Raw genomic sequence first — 21,925 nt, 5'->3', positions numbered from 1 at the left:
CTAATTTTAACTTATCTGTTATCAGCCTCTTTGGCATATTTATAACCTAAATCATAGGCTTTATTGTTCATATCATGAAGTTTTGCAGGAATTTTTGAAAGCATCGTAGTTCTTAAAACTTCTTTTGGAATAGTTTCACCTGTAAAATAGTTTGCAATTGCCAAAGCTAAAATTGATTGAGTAATTACATTTCCAACTTCTTCTTTTGCAATTGTAATAATAGGAATTTCAATAATATTCCATCTCTTTTTATCTTCTTCGCTTGGTCTTACTAAGTTTGGTTCAATTATAATTGTTGCACCATCTTTTACACCATTTTTGAATAAATCAAAAGATATTTGTGCAACTGATAGCATAAAATCTATTTCCCCATCATTTGCATAAGGATAGATTATCTCTTCATCTTGAAGTGTTATATCAACAACAGTTGGTCCACCTCTTACTTGAGAAGTATATGTTGCTGTTTTTAAACCATAACCACCGTTATTTATTTTTGCAGCAGCAAAAATTTCTCCTGCAAGAAGAACTCCTTGTCCACCAACTCCTGTAAATCTCATTAAAGTTCTATTACTTGACATATTATTTCCTTACAGCTCTACCATAGTTTTGTTTTTGTGAGCTTCTTTTACTTTTTCATAAGCTTCACAGTATTCAAGTGCATTTTCATCTTGTTTTAAAATCCCAGTTGGATATTTTCCTACTTTTTGGTCATCTTCAAGCATTTCAAATTTAGTTTTTGCAATACTTATTTCATCTATCCATTCTAAGTTTGCAGTTGCACTTGCCATTTTATTTTTTCTTCCTAAATTTACATGGCAATTTGAGAATACTTCAACATATGAAAAACCTTTGTGTTCAAGAGCTTTTACTAAAGTTCTTTCTAATTTTTTTGGATCTATCATAGTTTCTCTTGAAACAAAACTAGCACCTGCTGCTTCAACTAATTTACAAGAATCAAATGTTGGATCAATATTTCCTCTCTCCATTGTAGCAGTCCACATACCTTTTGGAGTTGTGGGACTTGTTTGAGAGTTTGTAAGTCCATAAATAAAGTTATTAATTAAAATATATGTTAAATCAATATTTCTTCTAGCTGCATGAATTGTATGATTTCCTCCAATAGCAAGACCATCACCATCTCCACCTACAACTATAACTTTTTTTGTTGGATTTGCAAGTTTTATACCTGTTGCATATGCTAAAGTTCTTCCATGTGTAGTATGTACAGTATTACAATTTATATATGAACTAAATCTTCCTGAACAACCAATTCCTGAAACTACACAAACATCATCCATATTCCATCCAAGCTTATCAATAGCTCTAATTACAGCTTTTAATATAACTCCATCACCACATCCCCAACACCAAAGTGTAGGCATTTTATCTGTTCTTAAATACTCATCATAGTTAAAAGCCATATTACATTCCTTTTACTTTTTCTATTATTTCAAGTGGAGAAAGTGGTCTTCCATTTGCTTTTAAAAGAGTATCAAAATCTTTTCTTCCACTAACTCTTTGTATTTCTTGTGTATATTGTCCCATATTGAGCTCAGCTACAAGAACTTTTTCAAATTTATTTACTAGTTCATTTAATCTTTTTTCTGGGCTTGGCCAAATTGTTTTTGGTCTAAACATACCAGCTTTTATACCTTCTTTTCTTAGACGATTTACAGCTTCTTTAGCCCCAAGAGAAACAGAACCATACGCAATGATTAATACTTCAGCATCATCTAACATATATTCTTCGTTTGACTCTAATTCATTTGAAAAATCTTCTACTTTTTTGAATAATCTTTTCATTAAAGCATCACAAACAACACCATCTTCAGTTGGATGACCTGTTGGACCATGATGAAGACCTGTAAAGTGATATCTATAACCTTCAAACATAGAATTTAAGATAGCAGGTTCATTCTCTTTAACTCCATAAGGGAGATAATCTTTTTTATCACCATCAAATTTTCTTCTATAAACTCTATTTTCTTCAACTTCATTTAAATCTGGTAAATTAACTTTACCTGCCATATGACCAATTGTTTCATCAAGTAGTACAAAAACAGGTTGCATAAATCTATCTGCTAGATTAAATGCACGTACAACTTCTGTGTAACACTCTGTTAAATTTCCAGGCATTAATGTAATAGATTTCACATCACCATGTGTTGGATTTTTTGCTTGTAAGATATCTCCTTGAGCGACTCTTGTTGGAAGTCCAGTTGAAGGTCCACCTCTCATTACATTTACAACAACAAGTGGAACTTCAGCAATATATCCAAGACCTAAGTTTTCAGATTTTAAAGAAATTCCAGGTCCAGAAGATGCTGTCATAGCTCTTTTACCACTCATAGCTGCTCCAAGTGCAGAACAAATTCCAGCTATTTCATCTTCCATTTGAATACAAACTCCACCAATTGCAGGAAGTTTTGATGATAGTGAATGCATTATTTCGCTTGATGGAGTAATAGGGTACCCACCAAAAAATTCACATTTTGAATCAACAGCTGCTAGAGCTGCTAATTCATTTCCTGTTGATATTAACTCTCTTGCCATAATTAAACCTTTTTATCTTCTTCTAAAATTTTATAACTATTTTTTATAATTCTTTCTTGTCTTTGTTTAGAATCATCACTTAATTTTGCAAACTTAAATTCTTTTTTATCTGCTACAAAAATTGCAAAATCTGGACATGATAACTCACAATCATTGCATCCAATACAAGCTTCAGGATGTACAACTGTAGCCATAGAACCTAAAGTCGAGTGAATATCTTGTCTCATTCCCAATACTCCAGCAGGACAAACAGAAACACATCTGTCACAAGCTTTACATCTACTCTCATCAACCCATACAGGTGTATTTAAAGGAGCCTCAATATTTGACATAATTTTCCTTCATTAAATATAATTAAAATTTATAAATTTTATAATTTATGCTAGTAATAGTACAATATTTTTGCTTATTTTATTAAAAGAAAACTATAAATATTTTTGATATAATCTAAAGATTTTAAAAAAGGAAGCTTTTTGGTACTATATCAGCCTCAGAATGGTTATTGTTACAATAGTGATACACATTTTTTGTTTAATTTTATTTGTAAAAATTTAGAAAAATATAAGAATATAAATGGCGAACTTTTAGATATTGGAAGTGGAAGTGGTATTTTAGGGTTATTACTAGCTAAGAAATTTAACAAACTTTCTTTAAATCAGGTAGAACTTCAAGAAGTTTTTCAGTTTTTTTCTCAAAAAAATGCATCTACAAATAATATTGTTTCAAAAATGCACAAAGGCTCATTTTTAGAGTTTGATTTTGATAAAAAATTTGATTTTTGTGTTTCAAATCCTCCTTTTTATCATTCAAATGTTATAAAAAGTGAAAATGAAAATATAAAAATTGCTAGATATAATGATTTTATGCCTTTAAAAGATTTTATAAAGAAAGCTTCTCAAATTTTAAAAAATGGTGGGAAATTCTTTTTTTGCTATGATTGTAAGCAATTATCAGAGATTATTTTATATTTAAATGAATTTAAATTTAATCTTGAATCTATTCAATTTTTGCATCCAAAAAGTACAAAAGAAGCGACATTGGTTATGATTCATGCTAAAAAAGATTCTAAATCTTTAGTTAGAATATTTGAACCTCTAATTGCATTTGATGAGAGTGGAGAATTTACACAAAGTGTACAAAATATTTATAAAGAAGCAGGAACTCATAGTATAAAGGTTGAATTTGAGTAATTTAATAAGAAAAGACGGCTACAATTTTGCTTTTAATCCAAAAGCTTGTGAAAGTTGTGCTGGAAATTGTTGTATTGGTGAAAGTGGCTATATTTGGATAAATAAAAATGAGATAGAAACTTTAGCAAAATACTTAAATATTAGTACTGAAGATTTAAAAGAGAAAGTTCTTTTTAAAGTAGGGTATAAATATAGTATAAAAGAGATAAAATTAGGTGAAGATAGTTTTGCTTGTTGTTTTTTCAATTTAGAAAAGAAAGAATGTATGATTTATGAAGCAAGACCTACTCAATGTAGAACTTTTCCTTTTTGGGATTATTTTAAAACAAATGAAAATGAGGTATATGAAGAATGCCCTGGAATAAAAAAAATTTAATTGTTGGTTTTTTAGTAGCAGCACTTTTTACTGCTTGTGTTTCAAAAAATTTAGAAACTACTAAAACAAATGATAGAGTATTTGATAAAGTAGAAACTAAGCCATTTGAATTGGAAGATTTCTATATAATGTATGCTTTAGAAATGGAAAATGAAAGAGTCTATTATGAAGCAAGAGATGTTTATTTTAAACTTTTTGAACATACAAACAAATATGAGTATTTAGTAAGTTCAGTTTCTCTTGCAACACAGCTAAAAGATTATCCTTTTGTTGAAGCTGCAATAGAAAAATATTTAAAATCGAACATAAAAGAAGAAGAAATATTATTAAGACTTTATAGTTTTGCACAGTTAAAACTTGATAAGTTAGATGATGCAGTTAAAAATGCTGATAAGTTAGTTAAGTTGTATCCTAATGAGTTGAATTACGATGTTTTAGCAACAATCTATTTAACACAAAAAGAGTATCAAAAGGCATATGATAATTTTTATAAAGCTTTTATTATAGCACCTAATACAAATACTTTAAGAACTATTTCTAATTTAGAATTTTTTCAATTAAATAGAAAAAATGATGCTGTTAATAGACTTGAGAATAATTTAAAGAAATATGATTATGATTTTAATTTATCTTTGCAATTAGTATCTTTTTATGAAATTTTAAAAGAAGAAAATAAAATTGAAGATCTTTTAAAAGAGATGTTTTTTTACTATAAGAACAATGATTCACAGCTTCAACTAAATAATACAAAAACACTGTTTTGGAAATATGTAAAAAAAGAAAACATAATAAAATTTTGGGAAGCTAATAACGAAAAAGATGAAATTTTAGTTTCAGCTTATAGAGCAACAAATAATCCTGAAAAAGCTATGAGTTTATTAAAAGATATTTATGAAAAAAGTGGAAATAAAGAAGTTTTAGCAGAGCTTGCTATTGTTCAATTTGATATGGCAACAAATAAAAAAGAGATAGTTCCAAGTGTTATTGATAAATTAGAAGTTGTTTTACAAACATCAAACAATCATATTTATCAAAACTTTTTGGCATATTTATTAATAGATTTTGATTTAGATGTAAATAGAGGTTTAGTTTTAGTAAAAAAAGCTTTAGAACAGGATCCTGAAAATATAGCGTATTTGGATACTTTAGCTTGGGGAGAATACAAGCTTAGAAATTGTAAAACAGCTTATGAACTTATGAAAAAAATTGTTGATGAAGTTGGACTTGAAGATGAAGAAATTAGAGTTCATTGGGAAAAAATTAAGGAGTGTAAGTGATATTAGATGAGATAAATGAAAGAACAAGAGAAGATTTAGAAAGAAGAAAAGCTGAACTTCCTTTTGATATGCTAGGAAGAAGCTTATCTTCAAATCCATATATGCCAAGAGATGTAAAAAAATACTTAAAAAGTACAAAAGATGAACCAATTAGGATTATTGCTGAAGTTAAAAAGGCAAGTCCAAGTAAAGGTATTATTAAAGAAGATTTTGATCCACTGTTTATTGCAAGTGAATATAGTAAAAATGGAGCAAATGCAATTTCAGTTTTAACTGAGCCTCATTATTTTCAAGGTAATTTGGAGTATTTGACACAAATCAGAAGATATGTGCCAACTCCACTTTTAAGAAAAGATTTTATTTTAGATAAATATCAAATTTTAGAAGCATTAGTTTATGGGGCAGATTTTATACTATTAATAGCTAAATCACTTAGTACAAAAGAGCTAAAAGATCTTTATACTTATGCAAGAACTCTTGGATTAGAAGTTTTGGTTGAGATTCATGATAAAGAAGACTTAGAAAAAGCGATAAAAAGTGGAGCTGATATAATAGGTATTAACCATAGAAATCTTGAAACTTTTGAAATGGATATGACTTTGTGTGAAAAATTAATTCCTCTTATTCCAAATGGAAAAATAATTGTCGCAGAATCTGGTGTTAGTGATGTTGAGGTTATAAAAAATTTAAGTTCAATTGGGGCAGATGCTTTCTTAATAGGTGAACATTTTATGAGGGTTCCAAGTATTGAAGAAGAATTAAAAAAATTTAAAAATGCTTTGAACTAATTTAATTTTCTAGAATTTAAAGTTTTCTAAATAGTCTTTAATTCTAGGAATATAATCTTTTCTACAAACAAGGTATGTTGGTATATTTATGATACTTTTTGGTATTTTTGTAAGTTTTAAATCATTCTTATAATTTAACTTTTCTATTATGCTAAGAGGTAAGATACTTTTTCCCATACCAGCTTTTACACATCCTAAAATAGTTTCGTAATTACCAAATTCTAAATGTTTATAATCTTCATTTAAAATATTTTTTAAATAATTTTGACCATATTCATTGTAAGCACAACCATTTTTAAAAGATAAAAATGTATTAGTTGCTGGTCTGTTTTTTGGTTCAACTAAAACAATATTTTCATCTATTTTATTTAAAATTATTAACTCATCATTTTTTGGTTCACCACTTATAAAAGCGATATCAACTTTATAATTTAAAACATTTTTAATTGTTTCTTTTGTTGTATTTGTAATTAATTCTAAATTCATATTTGGAAAATCGTCATTAAGTTTTAGTAGAAAAGGTATTAATCTAGTGCTAGCATTTGATTCTGTTGAACCAATTATTAGATGTTTTTGATGATTTATATTTTGCATTTCATAATTTGCAAGTTCAATTTTTTTTACAATTTCCACTGCATATGAATATAATTTTTCACCCTCAGTAGTTAATATAACACCTTTTGGTACTCTATGAAAAAGAGAAACTCCTAGAGATTTTTCTAGTTGTTGTATTCTTGAAGTTACATTAGATTGGGCAAATCCTAAATTTAGAGCACCTTTAGAAATACTTTTTTCATTTGCAACTTCTACAAAAACTTTTAATAAATTTGAATCCATATCACTTTTCCTTATATTACTAATATCAATTTCATATTTGACATATTATCGCTTTTAATGATAGTATAACTTAATTTAAAAAAGGAGTAAATAATGCCACTAATAAATGTAAAAATGACACATGAAGATGGAGGAGCGACAAAAGAACAAAAAGAGGAACTAGCAAAAGAGCTTACAAATGCTTTTGTAAAAATATTTAATAGAGGTCAAAATTCAACTGTTGTAATAATAGATGAGGTTAATACAGATAATTACGCTATAGGTGGTAAAACTATAACAAAAATAAGAGAAGAGCAAAAGTAAATATTTGCTCTTAATTTTTAAAAAGTGTTGATCCAACTCTGATAAGGTTTGAACCACACTCAATTGCAAGTTCAAAATCACTGCTCATACCCATAGAACAGTATCTTGCACCTAGTGGTACTAATTCATCAAATATTCTTTTAGTAGTCTGGAATGATTTTTTAATAGTATTTTCATCTTCTACATGAGCTCCAATACTCATAACACCTTTTAAAATTATGTAAGGGCATTTTTCAAGTATTTCTCTATATGTTTCGATTGCAACTTCTGGTAAAACACCCGATTTTGTATCTTCATAAGCTGAATTTATTTGAAGTAGAGCAGATAATTTTTTATTTCTAGATTCAAGTTTTTTATTTAATTCAATAGCTAATTCTAAAGAATCTAGAGAGTGAATTAACGTAGGATTTAAATCAATAAGATTATTTATTTTATTTTTTTGTAGAGTTCCTACAAAATGCCATTCAATTGGTAATTCTTCTAAAGCTAAACTTTTTTCTTTTAAATCTTGAACTTTATTTTCTCCAAACGCTCTTTGACCAACTTCATATAAAGTTCTAATATCTTCTGATGTTGAATATTTTGAAATACCTACAATTTTAACTATATGATGTTCAGATACTCTAAGCCTTGCTGCTTCAACTTTTGTTATTAAGTTATCTAGATTTCTTGTTGCTATTAATTTATCCATGAAAAACCTTTTTAATTATTTAAGAATATTCTATTAATATCATTATAAATACCAAGAAGCATTAAACTTCCTAATATTATCCATCCCATTATTGTTAGAAACATAAAAACTTGTTCACTAGGTTTTCTTCTCATAATCATTTCATAAAGATTAAACATAATATGTCCACCATCAAGTGCTGGAATAGGAAGAAGATTTAAAACTCCTAAATTTACAGATATTAAAGCTGTAATTGTAAGTAGTGCTATAATAGAACTTTCACTAGCATCAGAAATGATTTTACCAATACTAATAACTCCTCCAATTTCACTTGATGGAATAATTCCAGAAATTAATTTTTGAACACCTTGGAAAATCATTGTTGAAGCAAAAATAGTTTTATCATATGCGTATATCAAAGAATCATAAAAGCTTAAATTTAGAGTAATAACTTCTCCTATTGGAGCAATTCCAATCATTCTTTTTTTAATTTTCTCATTAAACATATTTTGACTATCTGAAATTTGTGGATTGATTATTTTTATAATTAAGTTATTGTCTCTTTTTATATAAAATTGTAAAGCACCTTCTGTAGTTGTAATAACTTTTCCTATTTCATCCCATGTTTTAATTTCTAAATCATTTATTCTTATTATTTCATCATTTTTTTGTAAACCTGCCTGAAAAGCAACAGAATCTGGACTAACATTACCAATAATAGGAGCTAAAGTTTTTGCACCCATTAAAGCTATTGTAAAATATAAAATAGCAGCTAGTAAAAAGTTTGCAAAAGGCCCCGCAAAAAGTATAATTATTCTTTGCCAAGGTTTTTTTGTATTATAAGAATCATCTCCTGATTCAGTTAAAGCAGGATTTGTATCATCTTGACCTTTCATTTTTACATAGCCACCTAGTGGAATTAATGCAATTTGCCAAGTTGTACCTGCCCAATATTTTGAGTAGATTTGTTTTCCAAATCCAATAGAAAATACATGAACTTTAACACCAAAATAACGAGCAGCTAAAAAGTGTCCTAGCTCATGAAAAAATACTAAAAATGATAAAACTAATAAAAAAGTAATAGTACCCAAAAAAATCCTTAAGCTTTAAAATAGTCTCTTGTATATTCAAATCCAGAATATAAAGTTAAAATAACAGCAATCCATAGTAAAGTAGTTGCATATGGCCAATTCATTATTAAAAATCCTATTGCAAACATTTGAGCTACAGTTTTTACTTTTCCTGCCATAGTTGAAGCTACATTTTTACCTTCTGCAACTGCAACAACTCTAAGACCAGTTATAAAAAACTCTCTTGATAGTATTAAAAAAACAGCCCAAGCACTAGCTCTGTCTATAACCATAAGTCCCAAAAAACCTGCAAGAACGAGCATTTTGTCAGCAAGTGGATCTAAAATAGCACCTAGTTTAGTCATTTGATTCCAACTTCTTGCAATAAAACCATCAAAAAAATCTGTAACAGATGCAACAACAAAAATAAGTCCTGCAAAATAATCAAACCAAGAAGGATGCCAAGATGCGAATATAGGATTGTTTCTATCTATAAAAAACCATAGCATTAGCGGAGCTAATGCTATTCTAAAAAGTGCTAATATGTTTGGAAGATTTAGTGCTTTTGACATTATTTAAATGTTGTCCCTCCATCAACGATTAAAGTATGACCAGTAATCCAAGAAGCATCATTTGTACATAAGAAATAACAAGACTGTGCAAGATCTTCAGGTTGTCCAATTCTATTTAATGGAGAGTATTCAGCTGTTTTTGCTTTCACTTCTTCATAGTTTGTAAATGCTTTTAAAGCATCTGTATCAATTGGTCCACCTGAAACTGCATTTACTCTTATATTAAATTCACCAAGTTCAGTTGCAGCATATCTAACCATAGCTTCAACAGCAGCTTTATTTGTTCCATGACCTGCATAGTTTTCAATATATACTAAGTTACCAGTTGAAGATAATGAAACAATAGCTCCACCTCCAACTTTTTGCATTCTTTTTGCAGCTTGTTGAGAACCACATACAAATGCATTTACAGTTGCTGTATAAATATTGTTTAATCCTCTAGGTTTTAATTTCATAAATTTACCATATCCACCAACAACAGCTCTTCCGTAAATCATAGCATTTGAAATAAAGAAGTCAACTCTATCAAAATCTTTATCTATTTCTTCAAAAAGTTCTGCATACTTTTCTGGTTCTAAAATATTAAATGGGTAAGCTCTACATTTTACTCCAAACTTAGATTCAACATCTCTACAAATTTCTTGAGCAATTTCAGCATTTGAATTATAAGTGAATGCTACATTTACACCATTACTTGCAAATTTGTAAACACACTCTTTTCCAATACCTTTTGTACCACCAGAAATTACTAAAGTTTTTCCATTCATAGAACTCATTATTTAACTACCTCGTATTTTTTTAATATATTTTCTAATTTGATTAAAGTTTCTTTGCTAGGTTCTGTTAAAGGTAACCTAAATTCTAAAGTATCTAATAATCCAGCTAAATACATAGCTGCTTTTATTGGAATAGGGTTACTTTCACAAAATAATACTTTATTTAATTCAAAAAGATCATTGTGAACTTTTAATCCAGTTTTAAAATCACCATTAATAGTGCTATTTACAAGTTTTACTTTTAAATCTGGAACTAAATTCGCAGTTACAGAAATAATCCCCTTAGCTCCACTTGCTAACATTGGAAAATCTACGCTATCATCTCCAGAAACTACTACAAAATCTTCTCTTTGTGATATTATAGAAGTTGCTCTTTCAAGTGATCCAGTTGCTTCTTTGATACCATAGATATTTTTTACATCATCAAAAAGCTTAATTGCTGTTTCTGCTAACAAATCAACTCCTGTTCTTCCAGGAACGTTGTAAAGCATAACAGGTATTTCGATACTATTTGCTATTGCTTTATAGTGAGCATATAAACCTTGTTGAGTAGGTTTATTGTAGTATGGAGCTATTGATAAAATTCCATCTGCTCCAATCTCTTCTGCAAATTTTGCTATATCACAAGCTTCATGTGTTGCATTCGAACCTGCACCAGCTAGAACTTTTACTCTTGTATTTTTACAAGCAGCTACAGCAACTTCAATACACTCTTTGTGCTCTTTATGTGATAATGTTGCACTTTCACCAGTAGTTCCAACAGGGCAAACAGCATCAATCCCATTTGCAATTTGTCTTTTAATTAATGATTCATACTTCTCTAAATCAACTTTTCCATTTTTAAATGGTGTGATTAGTGCAGTCATAGAGCCAATAATGGTATCCATTTTTATCCTTTAGTTTTTTTCTTTTAGTATAAGAGTTGTAGAATTCTCTTTTATCAAATATTTTTTTGCAACATTTACAATATCTTCTACTTTCAGCTTATCTAAGTTAGCTTCATAATCTAAAAGTGGTTTAATATTATCTCTTACAAGATATGTTCCAAATAGTGAAGCAACATCACTTGAGCTTTCAAGAGAGTAGATAAAATCAGCTTTTGTATTTATTTTAAGCTTATCAATATCTTTTTCTTTAACTTCACCTTTTTGAATTCGCGATATTATATCTAAAATCTCTTTTTCTATTTTTAAAGCATCAATATTTTCATTTGCAACAGCCATAAATATAAAAACACCAGGATCTTTTAATTCCATATTATAGGCATAAACAGAGTTAGCTAATCTTTTTTCATCAACTAGTACTTTTTGTAGGATTGAACTTTTACCACTACTTAAAAGTTGAGATAAAGCGCTAAGAGCAACTTGATCTTCATGCTCAAAATTTGGTATATGATAAGTCATAGCTAACATTTCTACATTTGATTCTTTATTTACTGTAGCTCTTCTTTCTCCATCTTGAACAGGTTCAACTGTATGAATAGAACTAGGAATATCTTTTGTATTTTTTATATCTTTAAAATGTTTTTCAACTAATGAAAATACATCTTCTTTTTTTATATCACCGGCAACTACAACTATTGCATTTTTAGGTTGATAATATGTAGAATGAAAATCTTTTATATCTTCTATTGTCCAGTTTTTTATATCATCCATAAATCCAATCGGAGTCCAGTGGTAAGGATGGTAAACATATGAATTGTTAAATAATCTAAATTGTAAATAACCCATTGGATTATTATCAGTTCTCCAACGTCTCTCTTCTGCAACTACATCTCGCTCAGGTTGAAATTCTTCATTTTTTAAAGTAAGATTTTGCATTAACTCACTGAAAAGTTCTAAAGATTTATCTGTATTTTTTGAAGCTGTTTTTATGTAATAGTGAGTGTAATCAAAGCTTGTTCCTGCATTGTTTACTCCCCCAAAACCTTTTACAATTTCATCAAATTCTCCAGATTTTAAATTTTTCGTAGATTTAAAATTTAGATGTTCTAGCATATGGGCAATTCCACTTTTTCCCATAACTTCATTTCTACTTCCAACTTTGTAAAAAATATCAACAGATACTACATTTGTATTATTATCCATAGGAATAGCTACAATTTGCAATCCATTATCTAGGTTTTTTGTATAATAATTTGGCAAACTATTTGCACTCATAAAATCTCCAATAAAAATAAAAAATATAAAAATTTTTAAGAATTTTTTCATTATCTTAAATTCGCTCCAATAGCTTCAGTTATGTTTTCATAACCATCTTTTTTTAATAATTCTAGGATCTCTTCATTTATTTTTCTTACCATTGAGGGACCTTCAAAAACTAAACTAGAGTATACTTGAACAAGTGAGGCACCATTTTTTATTCTCTCATAGGCTTGTTTACCTGTAGAAATTCCACCAACACTGATTAAAATAGTTTTTCCATAAAGCTCTTTTGCTATCTCTTTGAATAATAAAGAAGATTTTTCACTTAAAACAGCACCACTAAGACCTCCAAAATCTTTACAGTTTGGAATTAAACTATAATCAATTGTTGTATTTGTAGCTATGATTCCAGCAGCACCAGCATTTACAGCTGTTTTACAAAGTTCAATTGCTGTTTGTGTCTCCATATCAGGAGCGATTTTTAATAATATAGGCTTAGATGTAAGCTCTTTTGCCATAGAAAAAAGTTCATTTATAAATTTTTCATTTTGTAAATCTCTTAAATTTGGAGTATTTGGACTTGAAATATTTATAACTATATAATCTCCATAACTTTCAAATTTTTTAATCAGAGTTTTATAATCACTTAGTGCATATGCTTCTGGAGTATATTTATTTTTACCAATATTTACTCCTAAAGGAAGAGGAAAAGGATAAACTTTTTTTAGATTTTTTAAAACTGCATGAGCTCCAAGATTATTAAATCCCATAGCATTCTGAACTGATTTATATTCTGGATATCTAAACATTCTTGGTTTTGGATTTCCATCTTGTGGCATAGGAGTCATTGTTCCAATCTCTGTGAAACCAAATCCCATGCTTTTCATAGAATTTACCATAGTTGCATTTTTATCAAATCCAGCAGCTAGTCCAACAGGATTTTCAAATTTTACACCAAAAAGTTCTTGATTTAGTTTTTGGTTAATTATGTAATTCTTTTTTTCATAATAATTTCTTAAAATTTTACATTTTCCAACAACTTTTAAGCCACATTCAGCAATGTGATGAGCTTTTTCTGGATCGAATAAAAATAGTACTTTTTTAACAGTTTCGTAACTAAACAAAGATTTTCCTTTTTTTAAAATTATTATATATTATCAAAAACTAATCAAAGATTTGCTGAATTGTATAATCTTTGATATTCAGAACTAGATGCTAGAAGCTCATCTTGAGTTCCAATATCAACTATTTCACCACTTTTAAATACAGCAATTTTTGTAGCATTTTTAATAGTACTTAGTCTATGTGCTATTACAAACGTTATTCTATTGTGACTTACTTCTTCAATAACTTCACTGATAATACCTTCACTTTTATTATCAAGTGCAGATGTTGCTTCATCTAAAATTAGAACTTTTGGATTTTTATATAAAGCTCTTGCTATTGCAATTCTTTGTCTTTGGCCCCCACTTAAATTTGTACCAAATTCATCTAAAACCGTATTAACACCTAATTTCATATTTGAAACAAATTCATATGCATGAGCCTGTTTTAAAGCCTCTATAACTTTAATCTCATTAAGTTCTTCTCCGTAAGCCACATTTGCAGCTATTGTATCATTGAAAATATATACTCTTTGAGTAACTATAGAGATTTGCTTTCTAAGTTCTTCTAATGAAATATCTTTTATATTTGTATTATTGAATTTTATCTCTCCACTATTTACATCATAAAATCTAACAAGCAAATTGATTAAAGAAGATTTTCCTCCTCCACTGTCTCCCACAAGAGCAACTATTTCACCTTTTTTTGCTTCTAAATTTATATTTTTTAAAGCTTCTAAATCATCATATTTTAAACCAACATTACAAAAAGAGATACTTTTTATATCTTCAATTTTTGTTATATTTCCTGATTTTATTTGTGCTGTTTTTGCAAAAATATTATTTATTCTCTCATTAGCAGCAATAGCATCTTGCATTTTATTATATAAAGAAGAAATTCTTTTTATTGGTGTATAAAGCATAAATAAAGCTGCAATGAATGAACTAAATTCTCCAGTTGTAAGTTCACCATTTACAACTCTACTCCCACCAACTAAAATAACAGTTCCAAAAGCAATCGCTCCTAAAGTTTCCATTAAAGGAGAAGTAAGTTCATTTGTTTTAACGGCTTTCATATTGTATTTGAAGAAAATCAGATTTAAAGTACTAAATTTTTTTGCCTCAATATCTTCTGTTCCATTTGCTTTAATTATCTCAATATTATTGAATGACTCACTTAAACTTGAAGTAATATCAGAGTTACTCTCTTGAGATTTAAAAGATAGTTTTTTCATTCTTTTTGCTAAACGAGTAAGTGGATAAATAGCTAGTGGAAGAACAACTAATCCATAAAAAGCAAGTTCAGGAGAACGATAAATTACTAAACTAACTAAAGCAATAATTGTAAGAGATTCTCTTATTAATTCAGCTAAAGAGTTTGAAACTGCTGATTGAATCCTATTTATATCATTTATGATTCTACTTACTAACTCTCCACCATGAGTTTTTTGGAAAAAAACAAGGTCAAGTTTTAATACATGTGAAAATAATTTATCTCTTACATTTCTTGTAATATCTTGACCAATAAAAGAGATGAAATAAGCTTGAATATATCCACCAAAACCTTTTGCAGCATATAATATAACTACAATAATAGGCATAATATAAAGCATATTAACATCTTTTTTTATAAATATATCATCTAAAAGAGGTTGGATTGCATAAGCCGTTCCAGCTGTTGCTAGAGCCACTAAAATTATTCCTATGAAAGCATAAAAAATTTCTAACTTATAGTTTTTATAATAAGGTTTATATTGGGTGAAAAATTTTCTCATTTTATTCCTAGTTTTTTAAAAAAGTCTTAGATTTTAGCGAAAATTAGCTAAAACTAAGAGTTCTTGAACATTTCGATGAATTTTTTAAATCCAAATGCTTTTATTGTTAGGAAAAATAGTACAAAACCACTAAGTGTACTTGAAAATGCCAATCCAGCAGCTTCAAATGGATAAATTAAAATTAGAGAAAAAATAATATTTGCTAATAAACTTTGAGCTGATATTTTTGCTGTTAATACTTGTTGCTCTTTTGCATATAACCAAAGAGAGAAGATTTTTGCTAATCCAAAAGGTAAAAGACCAATTAAATACATTGCTAGAATCAATGCTGTATTTTGTGTATCATTTGCAGTAAATGCACCTCTTTCAAAAAGAAGTTTTATAATGAATTCATTAAAAACTATTCCAATAATCATAGAAACAGTAAGAACTAAAAATAAAATAGATGAAGATTTTTTCATAAGTTTAAGAGCTAAATTTTCATCTTTATTTTTTATTGCTTTTGAAATCATTGGAAATAGAGCTATTGAAGTTGCTATTGCAAATATAGCAAGTGGTAATTGAAAAACTCTGTTTGCATAGTATAGATATGATATTGAACCACTAATCAACATTGAAGCTAGCCAAGTATCAATAAAAGCTGATATGTGCATAGTTGAAGAACCTAAAGTAGCCGCAAAAAAGTTTTTATAAAATTTATTTTCTTCTTTTTGCTTATGTTTTCTAAAAGTAAATATTTTTGTCAAATTTGCTCTTTTTATGGCAATTATATGAACAATAACTTGTAATATACCACCAAAAATAACTCCAAAAGATAAATAATAAGTAATTGTATATTGCTCAAGACCTTTTGCAATTATCAAACTAGCAATCATTGATAGATTTAAAAGTGCTGTTGAGTATGCAGTAGTTGCAAAGTGATGTTTGTATTGGAGCAAAGCACCCATAAATGTAACTACAAATATAAGTGGTAAATAATAAAAATTTATTGCAAATAGTGGAGCAGCTAGGTTAACTGTTTCTTCTGAAAATCCAATAGCAAATGCTTTTGCAAATAGATGAGAAAACATAGTTACTATCAATGACAGAACTATTAAAAATGCCAAAATTTGTAAAAATACAATAGAAGAGAATCTTATTTTATATTTTGATTTTGCATAAGAGGGAATAAATGCTTGTGTAAAAGCTCCATCTGCAAAAATACTTCTAAAAAGGTTTGGAAATTTAAAAGCAATAAAAAATATATCAGAATATATATTAGCTCCAAGAATCGAAGCGGTCATCAAATCTCTTATAAAGCCAGTAATTCTTGAGACTAAAATTCCACTACTATTTGTAAAGATTGATTTTATTAATCTCATTTTAGCTCTTTATAGTCATTTATTGAGTGGAAAATTATTTGCATATTACCTTTAAATGAACCTAATTGAGCATTAATTATTTCTACTGTACTTCCATCTTTTGGTAAGATATTTTTATCTTTTGCAAATAGTTTTATAGTTTTTCCACCGTTTATTTGCAAATTTCCTTTTGAAATAAATCCTTTTAGATTTGTGATTATCTCATTTTCATATTTAAAATTGAAAATATCTATTTTTGAACCATCTAAAAAAAGCTCTTTATAATTCTTTATTTCATCTTTTTCTTTTAAAACACTGAACTTTTTTATCTCTTTTAATCCATAAAAATTATATAGCTCTTTTATTTGTAAATCATATGAAAAACCTACTTTTAGATTTTTTGCATTTTCAAAAATATAAATAGCTCTATCATTCTTTTGTTTTATGATAGCTTTGTCATACTCTTTATATAAAACAACAATATTTTCTATAATTTCATCTTTTGTTAATTTTTCTTGATTGTATAAAGAAGAGATTAAAATAGGTTCAATATCTTTGTTTTCAACTTTTTTAGTAGAATTAGAGTTTTCTTTATTGATTGAGAAAATTGCAAATATTGGAAGATGATCAGAAAAACCTTCTGCTTTATGAACTTTATTTCCAAAATTATTTGATATTTTCCATCTATTTATATCTTTTCCATCAAATAAATAGTTTGGCTTAAATGCCTCAAAAGAATTCGGGATATAAGATAGTTTTTTATTATCAAAAAGAGCAGAATTAATAATCATATTATCAGGTGTGTTGTTTTGATTTTTATATTTTGTAGAAAATCTTTCATTTGTTGGAAGTTCTAGCCAAAGATTGTAATGAGATTTTTTACTTTCATTTATCATATCTTCTTTAGTAACAAATTTACCATCTATTGTTGTATTTAAAATATTATTGATTCCAGTAATTCCCTCTGTTAGATTCAATTTTTGATTTTTCTTAAAAGTTTCAAATTCATTGTAATCAGAGTTTAAATCTCCCAAAATAATATAATCATAATCATTTTCTAACTCTTTTAATCGATTATTTAATGTTTGAGCATACTTTATTCTAAATATTTCACTAGATTTTTTTGATGGCCAATGGTTATTGAAAATTTTAAAATCTATATTTTCAAAAGTAAATGTTGCTTCTAAAATAGGTCTATAACTATCAGATGATAAATTTACATCTATTCTTTTTGAATTTTTTATAGGAATTTTAGATAAAAAACCAAGACCTACTGCACTATTAGAATATTTTGAGAAAGTATAATAGTTGTATTGAGGAAGTTTTTGTTTTAAAAGTTTTATTAAATTTTCATTTTCTATTTCTTGTAAAGCAATAATATCTGCATCTAAATCATTTATAACTTTTAAAATATTTTTTAATTTTGCATCAAATGCTCTTTGATTCCATAGATGTTTATTGTTTGGAATATATTCTGTATACTCTGTTTTATCGTTATTTAAATCAAAAAAATTTTCTACGTTGTAAGAAGCTATTTTTATATTTTGTGAAAAAAGGATGACTGGTAAAAATAGAAAAATTAGAAGTCTAAACATATAAATCCTATATTTATTTTTCGAAATAGTAGCTAATTTAAAATTAAAGCATAAAAATGGATAATTATTATCTTTTACAAATATTTATGATATAATAAATAAAAAGTTAGGTTTATAGGAAAATTAAAAGAAATATCAGTATTATTTCGTTTTTTAAAGGAAAAATTAATGACAAATTATGCAAATTTATTAAAAGAGTATGATTTAAAGGTTACTCCACAAAGAGTTGCTATTGTTGATGAACTTTATATGAATGGTCACATGAATATCGATGAGTTATATAAAAAACTATTAGATAGATTTCCATCTGTATCGTTAGCAACAATTTACAAAAATGTTAACTCGATGTTAGAAAAAACTTTTTTATCAGAAGTTAAAATACCTAATTCAAAATCAGTTTATGAATTAGTTAAAACAGAGCATGCTCATTTAGTATGCAAAGAGTGTGGTTTTATTGAGGATGTGATTCTTGATTCAACTGATATTTTAGAACAAGTTTCAAAAATTAGTCAATTTAAAGTTGACAATACAGATATCGTTTTAAGTGGTACTTGTAAAAAGTGCTGTAAATAATTAGCTTTACGCTAATTATTTTAGGAATTTCTAACAATCAAGCTAGAAGGCAGATTGTATTTATTTATTAACTCTTCTTCTTTTTCTCTGTGCTCGCCGTTATCAATCTCATGATCGTATCCAAGTAAATGTAAAAGGCCATGAATAAAAAGTAGTTTTATTTCATCATTATTACTATGGTTATACTCTTTTGCTTTTTCAGTAACAAAATCTTTTGAAATAATTATTGTTCCTAATGGAAGATGTGCAAAATCGCCATCGAAAGGAAAACTTAAAACATCAGTTACTTCATTCTTTTCTCTATATTCAAAATTTATATTTTTTATTGTTTCATTATTTACAATAATTAATTCAATTTCTCTATTTGTAACGCTATGTGCTATTTCTTCAAGTTCAGATAGTTCTACAAGTAAGTCTGTTTGGTTTTCAAAATCTATCATTTTTAGCCTATATTAATAATTTTTGAATAGTATATAATTTTTAAAATAAATCTAAGGAGAAGAGATGAGTTTAGAAATAGGAAAAAAAGCATCTATTGATTATAAAGTTGAAAAAAAAGATTTAGCTTCAAATTTAAATATATCAGTTGATGATAATTTTCCAGATGTTTTTGCAACAGCTAGAATGATTGCTTTAATGGAATGTAGCGCAGCAAAACTTATGATGCCTTTATTAAAAGATGATGAGCAAAGTGTTGGAGTTAATGTAAATATTACGCATATGGCAGCAACACTAGAAAATGATGTAGCTATTTCTACTGCAACTTTTGTTGGAATGGAAGGTAAACTTTATAAGTTCGAGATTGAAGTTGTAGATGGTGGAGGAGTTTGTGGAAGAGGGACTCACACAAGAGCTATAATTTCAACTTCAAGACTTCTTGAAGGTGCAAAAAAAAGAGTTGAAAAAGCTCTAAATAACTAAGTAATAGAGCTTAAAAAAGCTCTATTACTTTTGATACTTCATCTACTGCAAAAGTTTTTATATCTAGTTTTAAATTTGGTTTTTGTGCAATAATTGCTTTTTTAATACCTTGTGCTTGAGCCTCTTTTAATCTTAAATCAATTGAATAAACATCTTTTATTTCACCTGTTAAGCTAACTTCACCTATAAAAACAGACTCTTTTGATATTGGACGATTTCTAAATGAGCTAATAATTGCTGCAATTACTGCCAAATCTGCACTACTTTCTTTTATTTTTATTCCACCACTTATATTTACAAAAACATCATAGTGGTTAAAAGGTAAATCTAATTTTTTTTCTAAAAGAGCTAAAAGCATTGTAAGTCTATTTGTATCAAAACCTGTTGCACTTCTTTTAGGATTTGGAAAAGTTGTTTCACAAACCAAAGCTTGAACTTCTAGAATTATTGCTCTGCTTCCTTCCATAGAAACTGTTAGACTAGAACCACTTTGAGCTTTATTTTTATCAAAAAACTTTGATGCAATATCTTTTGCGCTAACAAGCCCTTCACTAGTCATCTCAAAAATTCCAATTTCACTTGTACTTCCAAATCTATTTTTAAAACCTCTAAGCATTCTTAGTTCTTTACTTGACTCTCCCTCAAAATATAAAACCGTATCAACCATATGTTCTAAAACTCTAGGTCCTGCGATGCTTCCATCTTTTGTAATGTGACCAATAATAAACATAGCAATATTTGATTCTTTTGCTTTACGCATAAGTTCAAAAGTAATTTCACGAACCTGAGATACACTTCCTGGCGCTGAATTTAAGTGGCTTGAATAAATCGTTTGAATTGAATCAATAACACAAACTTCATAATTTTCTCTCAGAAGTTCATCCATAATCTCTTCAAGTTTAATTTCACTTAGTAAATATAAACTATTATGGTTTGCGTCTAATCTATTTGCTCTTAATTTTATTTGACCGGCACTCTCTTCTCCTGATACATAAAGCACTTTCTTCTCTGATTTTGCAATACTACCAGCAACTTTTAGCAATAGTGTAGATTTACCAACACCAGGACTTCCCCCAATAAGAGTTAAACTTCCAGGTACCACGCCTCCACCTAAAACTAAATCAAATTCATAGTTAAAAGATGAAAATCTTGTAACATCATCTTGCAAAATTTCTGTAATAGGTCTTGCTTTTGATGATGAGTTTGAAGCTGTAATAGTCTGTTTTAAAACTTCTTGTTGCTCTGTACTTAGCTCTAAAAAACTATCCCAAGAGTCACAATTTGGACATTTTCCTAACCATTTTGATGATTGTTCTCCACAATGTTGGCACTCAAAAAGAGTGTTTTTCTTTTTTGCCATTTTTTGCCTTTTTTAAATTATGTTAAGATTTTATCAAAATAAAATTGATATATTTAAAAATATTGCAAAATGCAATATATTAAAGGATTTTTAGATGATTATTTATATCCATGGTTTTGCAAGTAGTGGTTTAGGAGATAAACCAAAAATTTTTAAGAAGTATTTTAAAAATGGGATAATTACTCCTAGTTTATCAACAATTCCCTTTTTAGCAATTCATACTTTAGAAGACTTAATAGAAGTTTTTTTGGCAAAAGGTGAAAAAGTCTCTTTAGTAGGTTCTTCTTTGGGTGGTTTTTATAGTTTATATTTAGCAAATAAATATAAGCTAAATGCAGTTTTAATAAATCCTGCTTTAAATCCCAAACAAACTTTGAGTAAATTTTATAGTTTTGGATTGGTTAAAAACTATTTTGATAATTCGAATTTTGAAATCACACAAGAACAGCTAAAAAGTTTAGAAAATTTTCAAGTATCACTTATACAAAATCCTAAAAATATTATGGCTTTGATTCAAAAAGGTGATGAAATAATTGATTATAAAGAGAGTCTTGAAATTTTAAAAGATTGTGAGATAATTGTAGAAGAGGGTGGAAATCATAGTTTTGAAAATATAGAAAAATATTTAAATAAAATAAATAATTTTTTCAAATAGAACAATATTTATATAACATTTTGTAAAATTATGGTAATATAAAAATA

25 protein-coding genes are annotated in these 21,925 nt (G+C 27.7%); 8 read left to right on the top strand and 17 right to left on the bottom strand.

Annotated elements, in window-relative coordinates; genetic code table 11:
• Window positions 1–11: 11 nt before the first annotated feature.
• From ACBT_RS07970 to ACBT_RS07955, 4 genes are read right to left on the bottom strand one after another with little or no spacing between them, the layout of a single operon-like run.
• Entirely contained in the window at window positions 12–578 is a 567-nt protein-coding gene (locus tag ACBT_RS07970; protein WP_024776109.1) for a 2-oxoacid:acceptor oxidoreductase family protein, read from the bottom strand.
• Window positions 579–587: 9 nt separating this feature from the next.
• Window positions 588–1,421 carry a 2-oxoglutarate ferredoxin oxidoreductase subunit beta gene (locus ACBT_RS07965; RefSeq protein WP_024776110.1) on the bottom strand — a complete coding sequence of 278 codons (834 nt, stop codon included), beginning with the start codon at window positions 1,419–1,421 and terminating at the stop codon, window positions 588–590.
• Between the two features lies 1 nt (window position 1,422).
• The gene (locus ACBT_RS07960; RefSeq protein ID WP_024776111.1) at window positions 1,423–2,553 is read right to left on the bottom strand and encodes a 2-oxoglutarate synthase subunit alpha; all 1,131 of its coding nucleotides are present in this window, start codon (window positions 2,551–2,553) and stop codon (window positions 1,423–1,425) included.
• 2 nt (window positions 2,554–2,555) lie between these two features.
• The gene (locus ACBT_RS07955) at window positions 2,556–2,885 is read right to left on the bottom strand and encodes a 4Fe-4S binding protein (protein ID WP_024776112.1); all 330 of its coding nucleotides are present in this window, start codon (window positions 2,883–2,885) and stop codon (window positions 2,556–2,558) included.
• Window positions 2,886–3,026: 141 nt separating this feature from the next.
• On the opposite strand from ACBT_RS07955, the gene ACBT_RS07950 reads away from it, so the two are divergent.
• From ACBT_RS07950 to trpC, 4 genes are read left to right on the top strand one after another with little or no spacing between them, the layout of a single operon-like run.
• Complete coding sequence (locus tag ACBT_RS07950) at window positions 3,027–3,743, top strand: tRNA1(Val) (adenine(37)-N6)-methyltransferase (RefSeq protein WP_024776113.1); 717 nt, start codon at window positions 3,027–3,029, stop codon at window positions 3,741–3,743.
• On the top strand, window positions 3,736–4,119 hold the full coding sequence (locus ACBT_RS07945) for a YkgJ family cysteine cluster protein (protein ID WP_024776134.1): 384 nt from the start codon (window positions 3,736–3,738) through the stop codon (window positions 4,117–4,119). Before ACBT_RS07950 ends, ACBT_RS07945 begins: the two co-directional genes overlap by 8 nt.
• On the top strand, window positions 4,095–5,396 hold the full coding sequence (locus tag ACBT_RS07940) for a tetratricopeptide repeat protein (RefSeq protein ID WP_024776114.1): 1,302 nt from the start codon (window positions 4,095–4,097) through the stop codon (window positions 5,394–5,396). Before ACBT_RS07945 ends, ACBT_RS07940 begins: the two co-directional genes overlap by 25 nt.
• Window positions 5,393–6,184 carry an indole-3-glycerol phosphate synthase TrpC gene (gene trpC / locus ACBT_RS07935; protein ID WP_024776115.1) on the top strand — a complete coding sequence of 264 codons (792 nt, stop codon included), beginning with the start codon at window positions 5,393–5,395 and terminating at the stop codon, window positions 6,182–6,184. Before ACBT_RS07940 ends, trpC begins: the two co-directional genes overlap by 4 nt.
• 9 nt (window positions 6,185–6,193) lie before the next feature.
• On the opposite strand, the gene ACBT_RS07930 is transcribed toward trpC, so the two are convergent.
• Complete coding sequence (locus ACBT_RS07930) at window positions 6,194–7,021, bottom strand: LysR family transcriptional regulator (RefSeq protein WP_024776116.1); 828 nt, start codon at window positions 7,019–7,021, stop codon at window positions 6,194–6,196.
• Between the two features lie 93 nt (window positions 7,022–7,114).
• Here ACBT_RS07930 and ACBT_RS07925 point away from each other — a divergent pair, with 93 nt between their 5' ends.
• Window positions 7,115–7,324, top strand: coding sequence for a tautomerase family protein (locus ACBT_RS07925; RefSeq protein WP_024776117.1), 210 nt, complete (start codon window positions 7,115–7,117; stop codon window positions 7,322–7,324).
• 10 nt (window positions 7,325–7,334) lie between these two features.
• Here ACBT_RS07925 and ACBT_RS07920 read toward each other — a convergent pair whose 3' ends face one another.
• Genes ACBT_RS07920 through ACBT_RS07875 form a run of 10 tightly spaced genes read right to left on the bottom strand, consistent with a single transcriptional unit; the run spans window position 7,335 to window position 18,369 of the window.
• The gene (locus ACBT_RS07920; protein ID WP_024776118.1) at window positions 7,335–8,015 is read right to left on the bottom strand and encodes a YggS family pyridoxal phosphate-dependent enzyme; all 681 of its coding nucleotides are present in this window, start codon (window positions 8,013–8,015) and stop codon (window positions 7,335–7,337) included.
• A gap of 11 nt (window positions 8,016–8,026) precedes the next feature.
• Window positions 8,027–9,085, bottom strand: a complete 1,059-nt coding sequence (gene rseP / locus ACBT_RS07915; protein ID WP_024776119.1) for an RIP metalloprotease RseP — start codon at window positions 9,083–9,085, stop codon at window positions 8,027–8,029.
• Window positions 9,086–9,093: 8 nt separating this feature from the next.
• Window positions 9,094–9,636 carry a CDP-diacylglycerol--glycerol-3-phosphate 3-phosphatidyltransferase gene (gene pgsA / locus ACBT_RS07910; RefSeq protein WP_024776120.1) on the bottom strand — a complete coding sequence of 181 codons (543 nt, stop codon included), beginning with the start codon at window positions 9,634–9,636 and terminating at the stop codon, window positions 9,094–9,096.
• Window positions 9,636–10,412: an enoyl-ACP reductase gene (locus ACBT_RS07905; RefSeq protein ID WP_034218844.1), complete on the bottom strand. Its 777-nt coding sequence runs from the start codon at window positions 10,410–10,412 to the stop codon at window positions 9,636–9,638. The genes pgsA and ACBT_RS07905 overlap by 1 nt, the downstream gene beginning before the upstream one ends.
• Window positions 10,412–11,299, bottom strand: a complete 888-nt coding sequence (gene dapA / locus ACBT_RS07900; protein ID WP_034218845.1) for a 4-hydroxy-tetrahydrodipicolinate synthase — start codon at window positions 11,297–11,299, stop codon at window positions 10,412–10,414. The genes ACBT_RS07905 and dapA overlap by 1 nt, the downstream gene beginning before the upstream one ends.
• 9 nt (window positions 11,300–11,308) lie before the next feature.
• Entirely contained in the window at window positions 11,309–12,571 is a 1,263-nt protein-coding gene (locus tag ACBT_RS07895; RefSeq protein ID WP_024776123.1) for a M16 family metallopeptidase, read from the bottom strand.
• Window positions 12,572–12,621: 50 nt separating this feature from the next.
• Window positions 12,622–13,680 carry a quinone-dependent dihydroorotate dehydrogenase gene (locus tag ACBT_RS07890; RefSeq protein WP_024776124.1) on the bottom strand — a complete coding sequence of 353 codons (1,059 nt, stop codon included), beginning with the start codon at window positions 13,678–13,680 and terminating at the stop codon, window positions 12,622–12,624.
• A gap of 44 nt (window positions 13,681–13,724) precedes the next feature.
• Window positions 13,725–15,434: an ABC transporter ATP-binding protein gene (locus ACBT_RS07885; RefSeq protein WP_024776125.1), complete on the bottom strand. Its 1,710-nt coding sequence runs from the start codon at window positions 15,432–15,434 to the stop codon at window positions 13,725–13,727.
• 53 nt (window positions 15,435–15,487) lie between these two features.
• Window positions 15,488–16,795 (bottom strand): murein biosynthesis integral membrane protein MurJ, encoded by a 1,308-nt coding sequence (murJ, locus tag ACBT_RS07880; RefSeq protein WP_024776126.1) that lies wholly within the window; start codon window positions 16,793–16,795, stop codon window positions 15,488–15,490.
• Window positions 16,792–18,369 carry an endonuclease/exonuclease/phosphatase family protein gene (locus ACBT_RS07875; protein ID WP_024776127.1) on the bottom strand — a complete coding sequence of 526 codons (1,578 nt, stop codon included), beginning with the start codon at window positions 18,367–18,369 and terminating at the stop codon, window positions 16,792–16,794. Before ACBT_RS07875 ends, murJ begins: the two co-directional genes overlap by 4 nt.
• Before the next feature lie 168 nt (window positions 18,370–18,537).
• Between ACBT_RS07875 and ACBT_RS07870 the strand changes: the two genes are divergently transcribed.
• On the top strand, window positions 18,538–18,942 hold the full coding sequence (locus ACBT_RS07870) for a Fur family transcriptional regulator (RefSeq protein ID WP_024776128.1): 405 nt from the start codon (window positions 18,538–18,540) through the stop codon (window positions 18,940–18,942).
• A gap of 20 nt (window positions 18,943–18,962) precedes the next feature.
• Here the strand turns inward: ACBT_RS07870 and ybeY are convergent, their stop codons facing one another.
• A complete protein-coding gene (gene ybeY, locus ACBT_RS07865; RefSeq protein ID WP_024776129.1) occupies window positions 18,963–19,382 on the bottom strand; it encodes an rRNA maturation RNase YbeY in 420 nt (139 codons plus the stop codon).
• A gap of 64 nt (window positions 19,383–19,446) precedes the next feature.
• On the opposite strand from ybeY, the gene ACBT_RS07860 reads away from it, so the two are divergent.
• On the top strand, window positions 19,447–19,863 hold the full coding sequence (locus tag ACBT_RS07860; RefSeq protein WP_024776130.1) for a thioesterase family protein: 417 nt from the start codon (window positions 19,447–19,449) through the stop codon (window positions 19,861–19,863).
• Window positions 19,864–19,873: 10 nt separating this feature from the next.
• On the opposite strand, the gene radA is transcribed toward ACBT_RS07860, so the two are convergent.
• Entirely contained in the window at window positions 19,874–21,223 is a 1,350-nt protein-coding gene (gene radA / locus ACBT_RS07855) for a DNA repair protein RadA (protein WP_024776131.1), read from the bottom strand.
• A gap of 94 nt (window positions 21,224–21,317) precedes the next feature.
• Here radA and ACBT_RS07850 point away from each other — a divergent pair, with 94 nt between their 5' ends.
• The gene (locus ACBT_RS07850; RefSeq protein ID WP_024776132.1) at window positions 21,318–21,878 is read left to right on the top strand and encodes a YqiA/YcfP family alpha/beta fold hydrolase; all 561 of its coding nucleotides are present in this window, start codon (window positions 21,318–21,320) and stop codon (window positions 21,876–21,878) included.
• The last annotated feature ends 47 nt before the right edge of the window (window positions 21,879–21,925 follow it).

The sequence above is a fragment of the Aliarcobacter cibarius genome, assembly GCF_013372265.1.
Lineage (GTDB): Bacteria > Campylobacterota > Campylobacteria > Campylobacterales > Arcobacteraceae > Aliarcobacter > Aliarcobacter cibarius.
The sequence above is the reverse complement of the archived record's forward strand: the minus strand, read 5'-3'. Positions and strand labels throughout refer to the sequence as shown.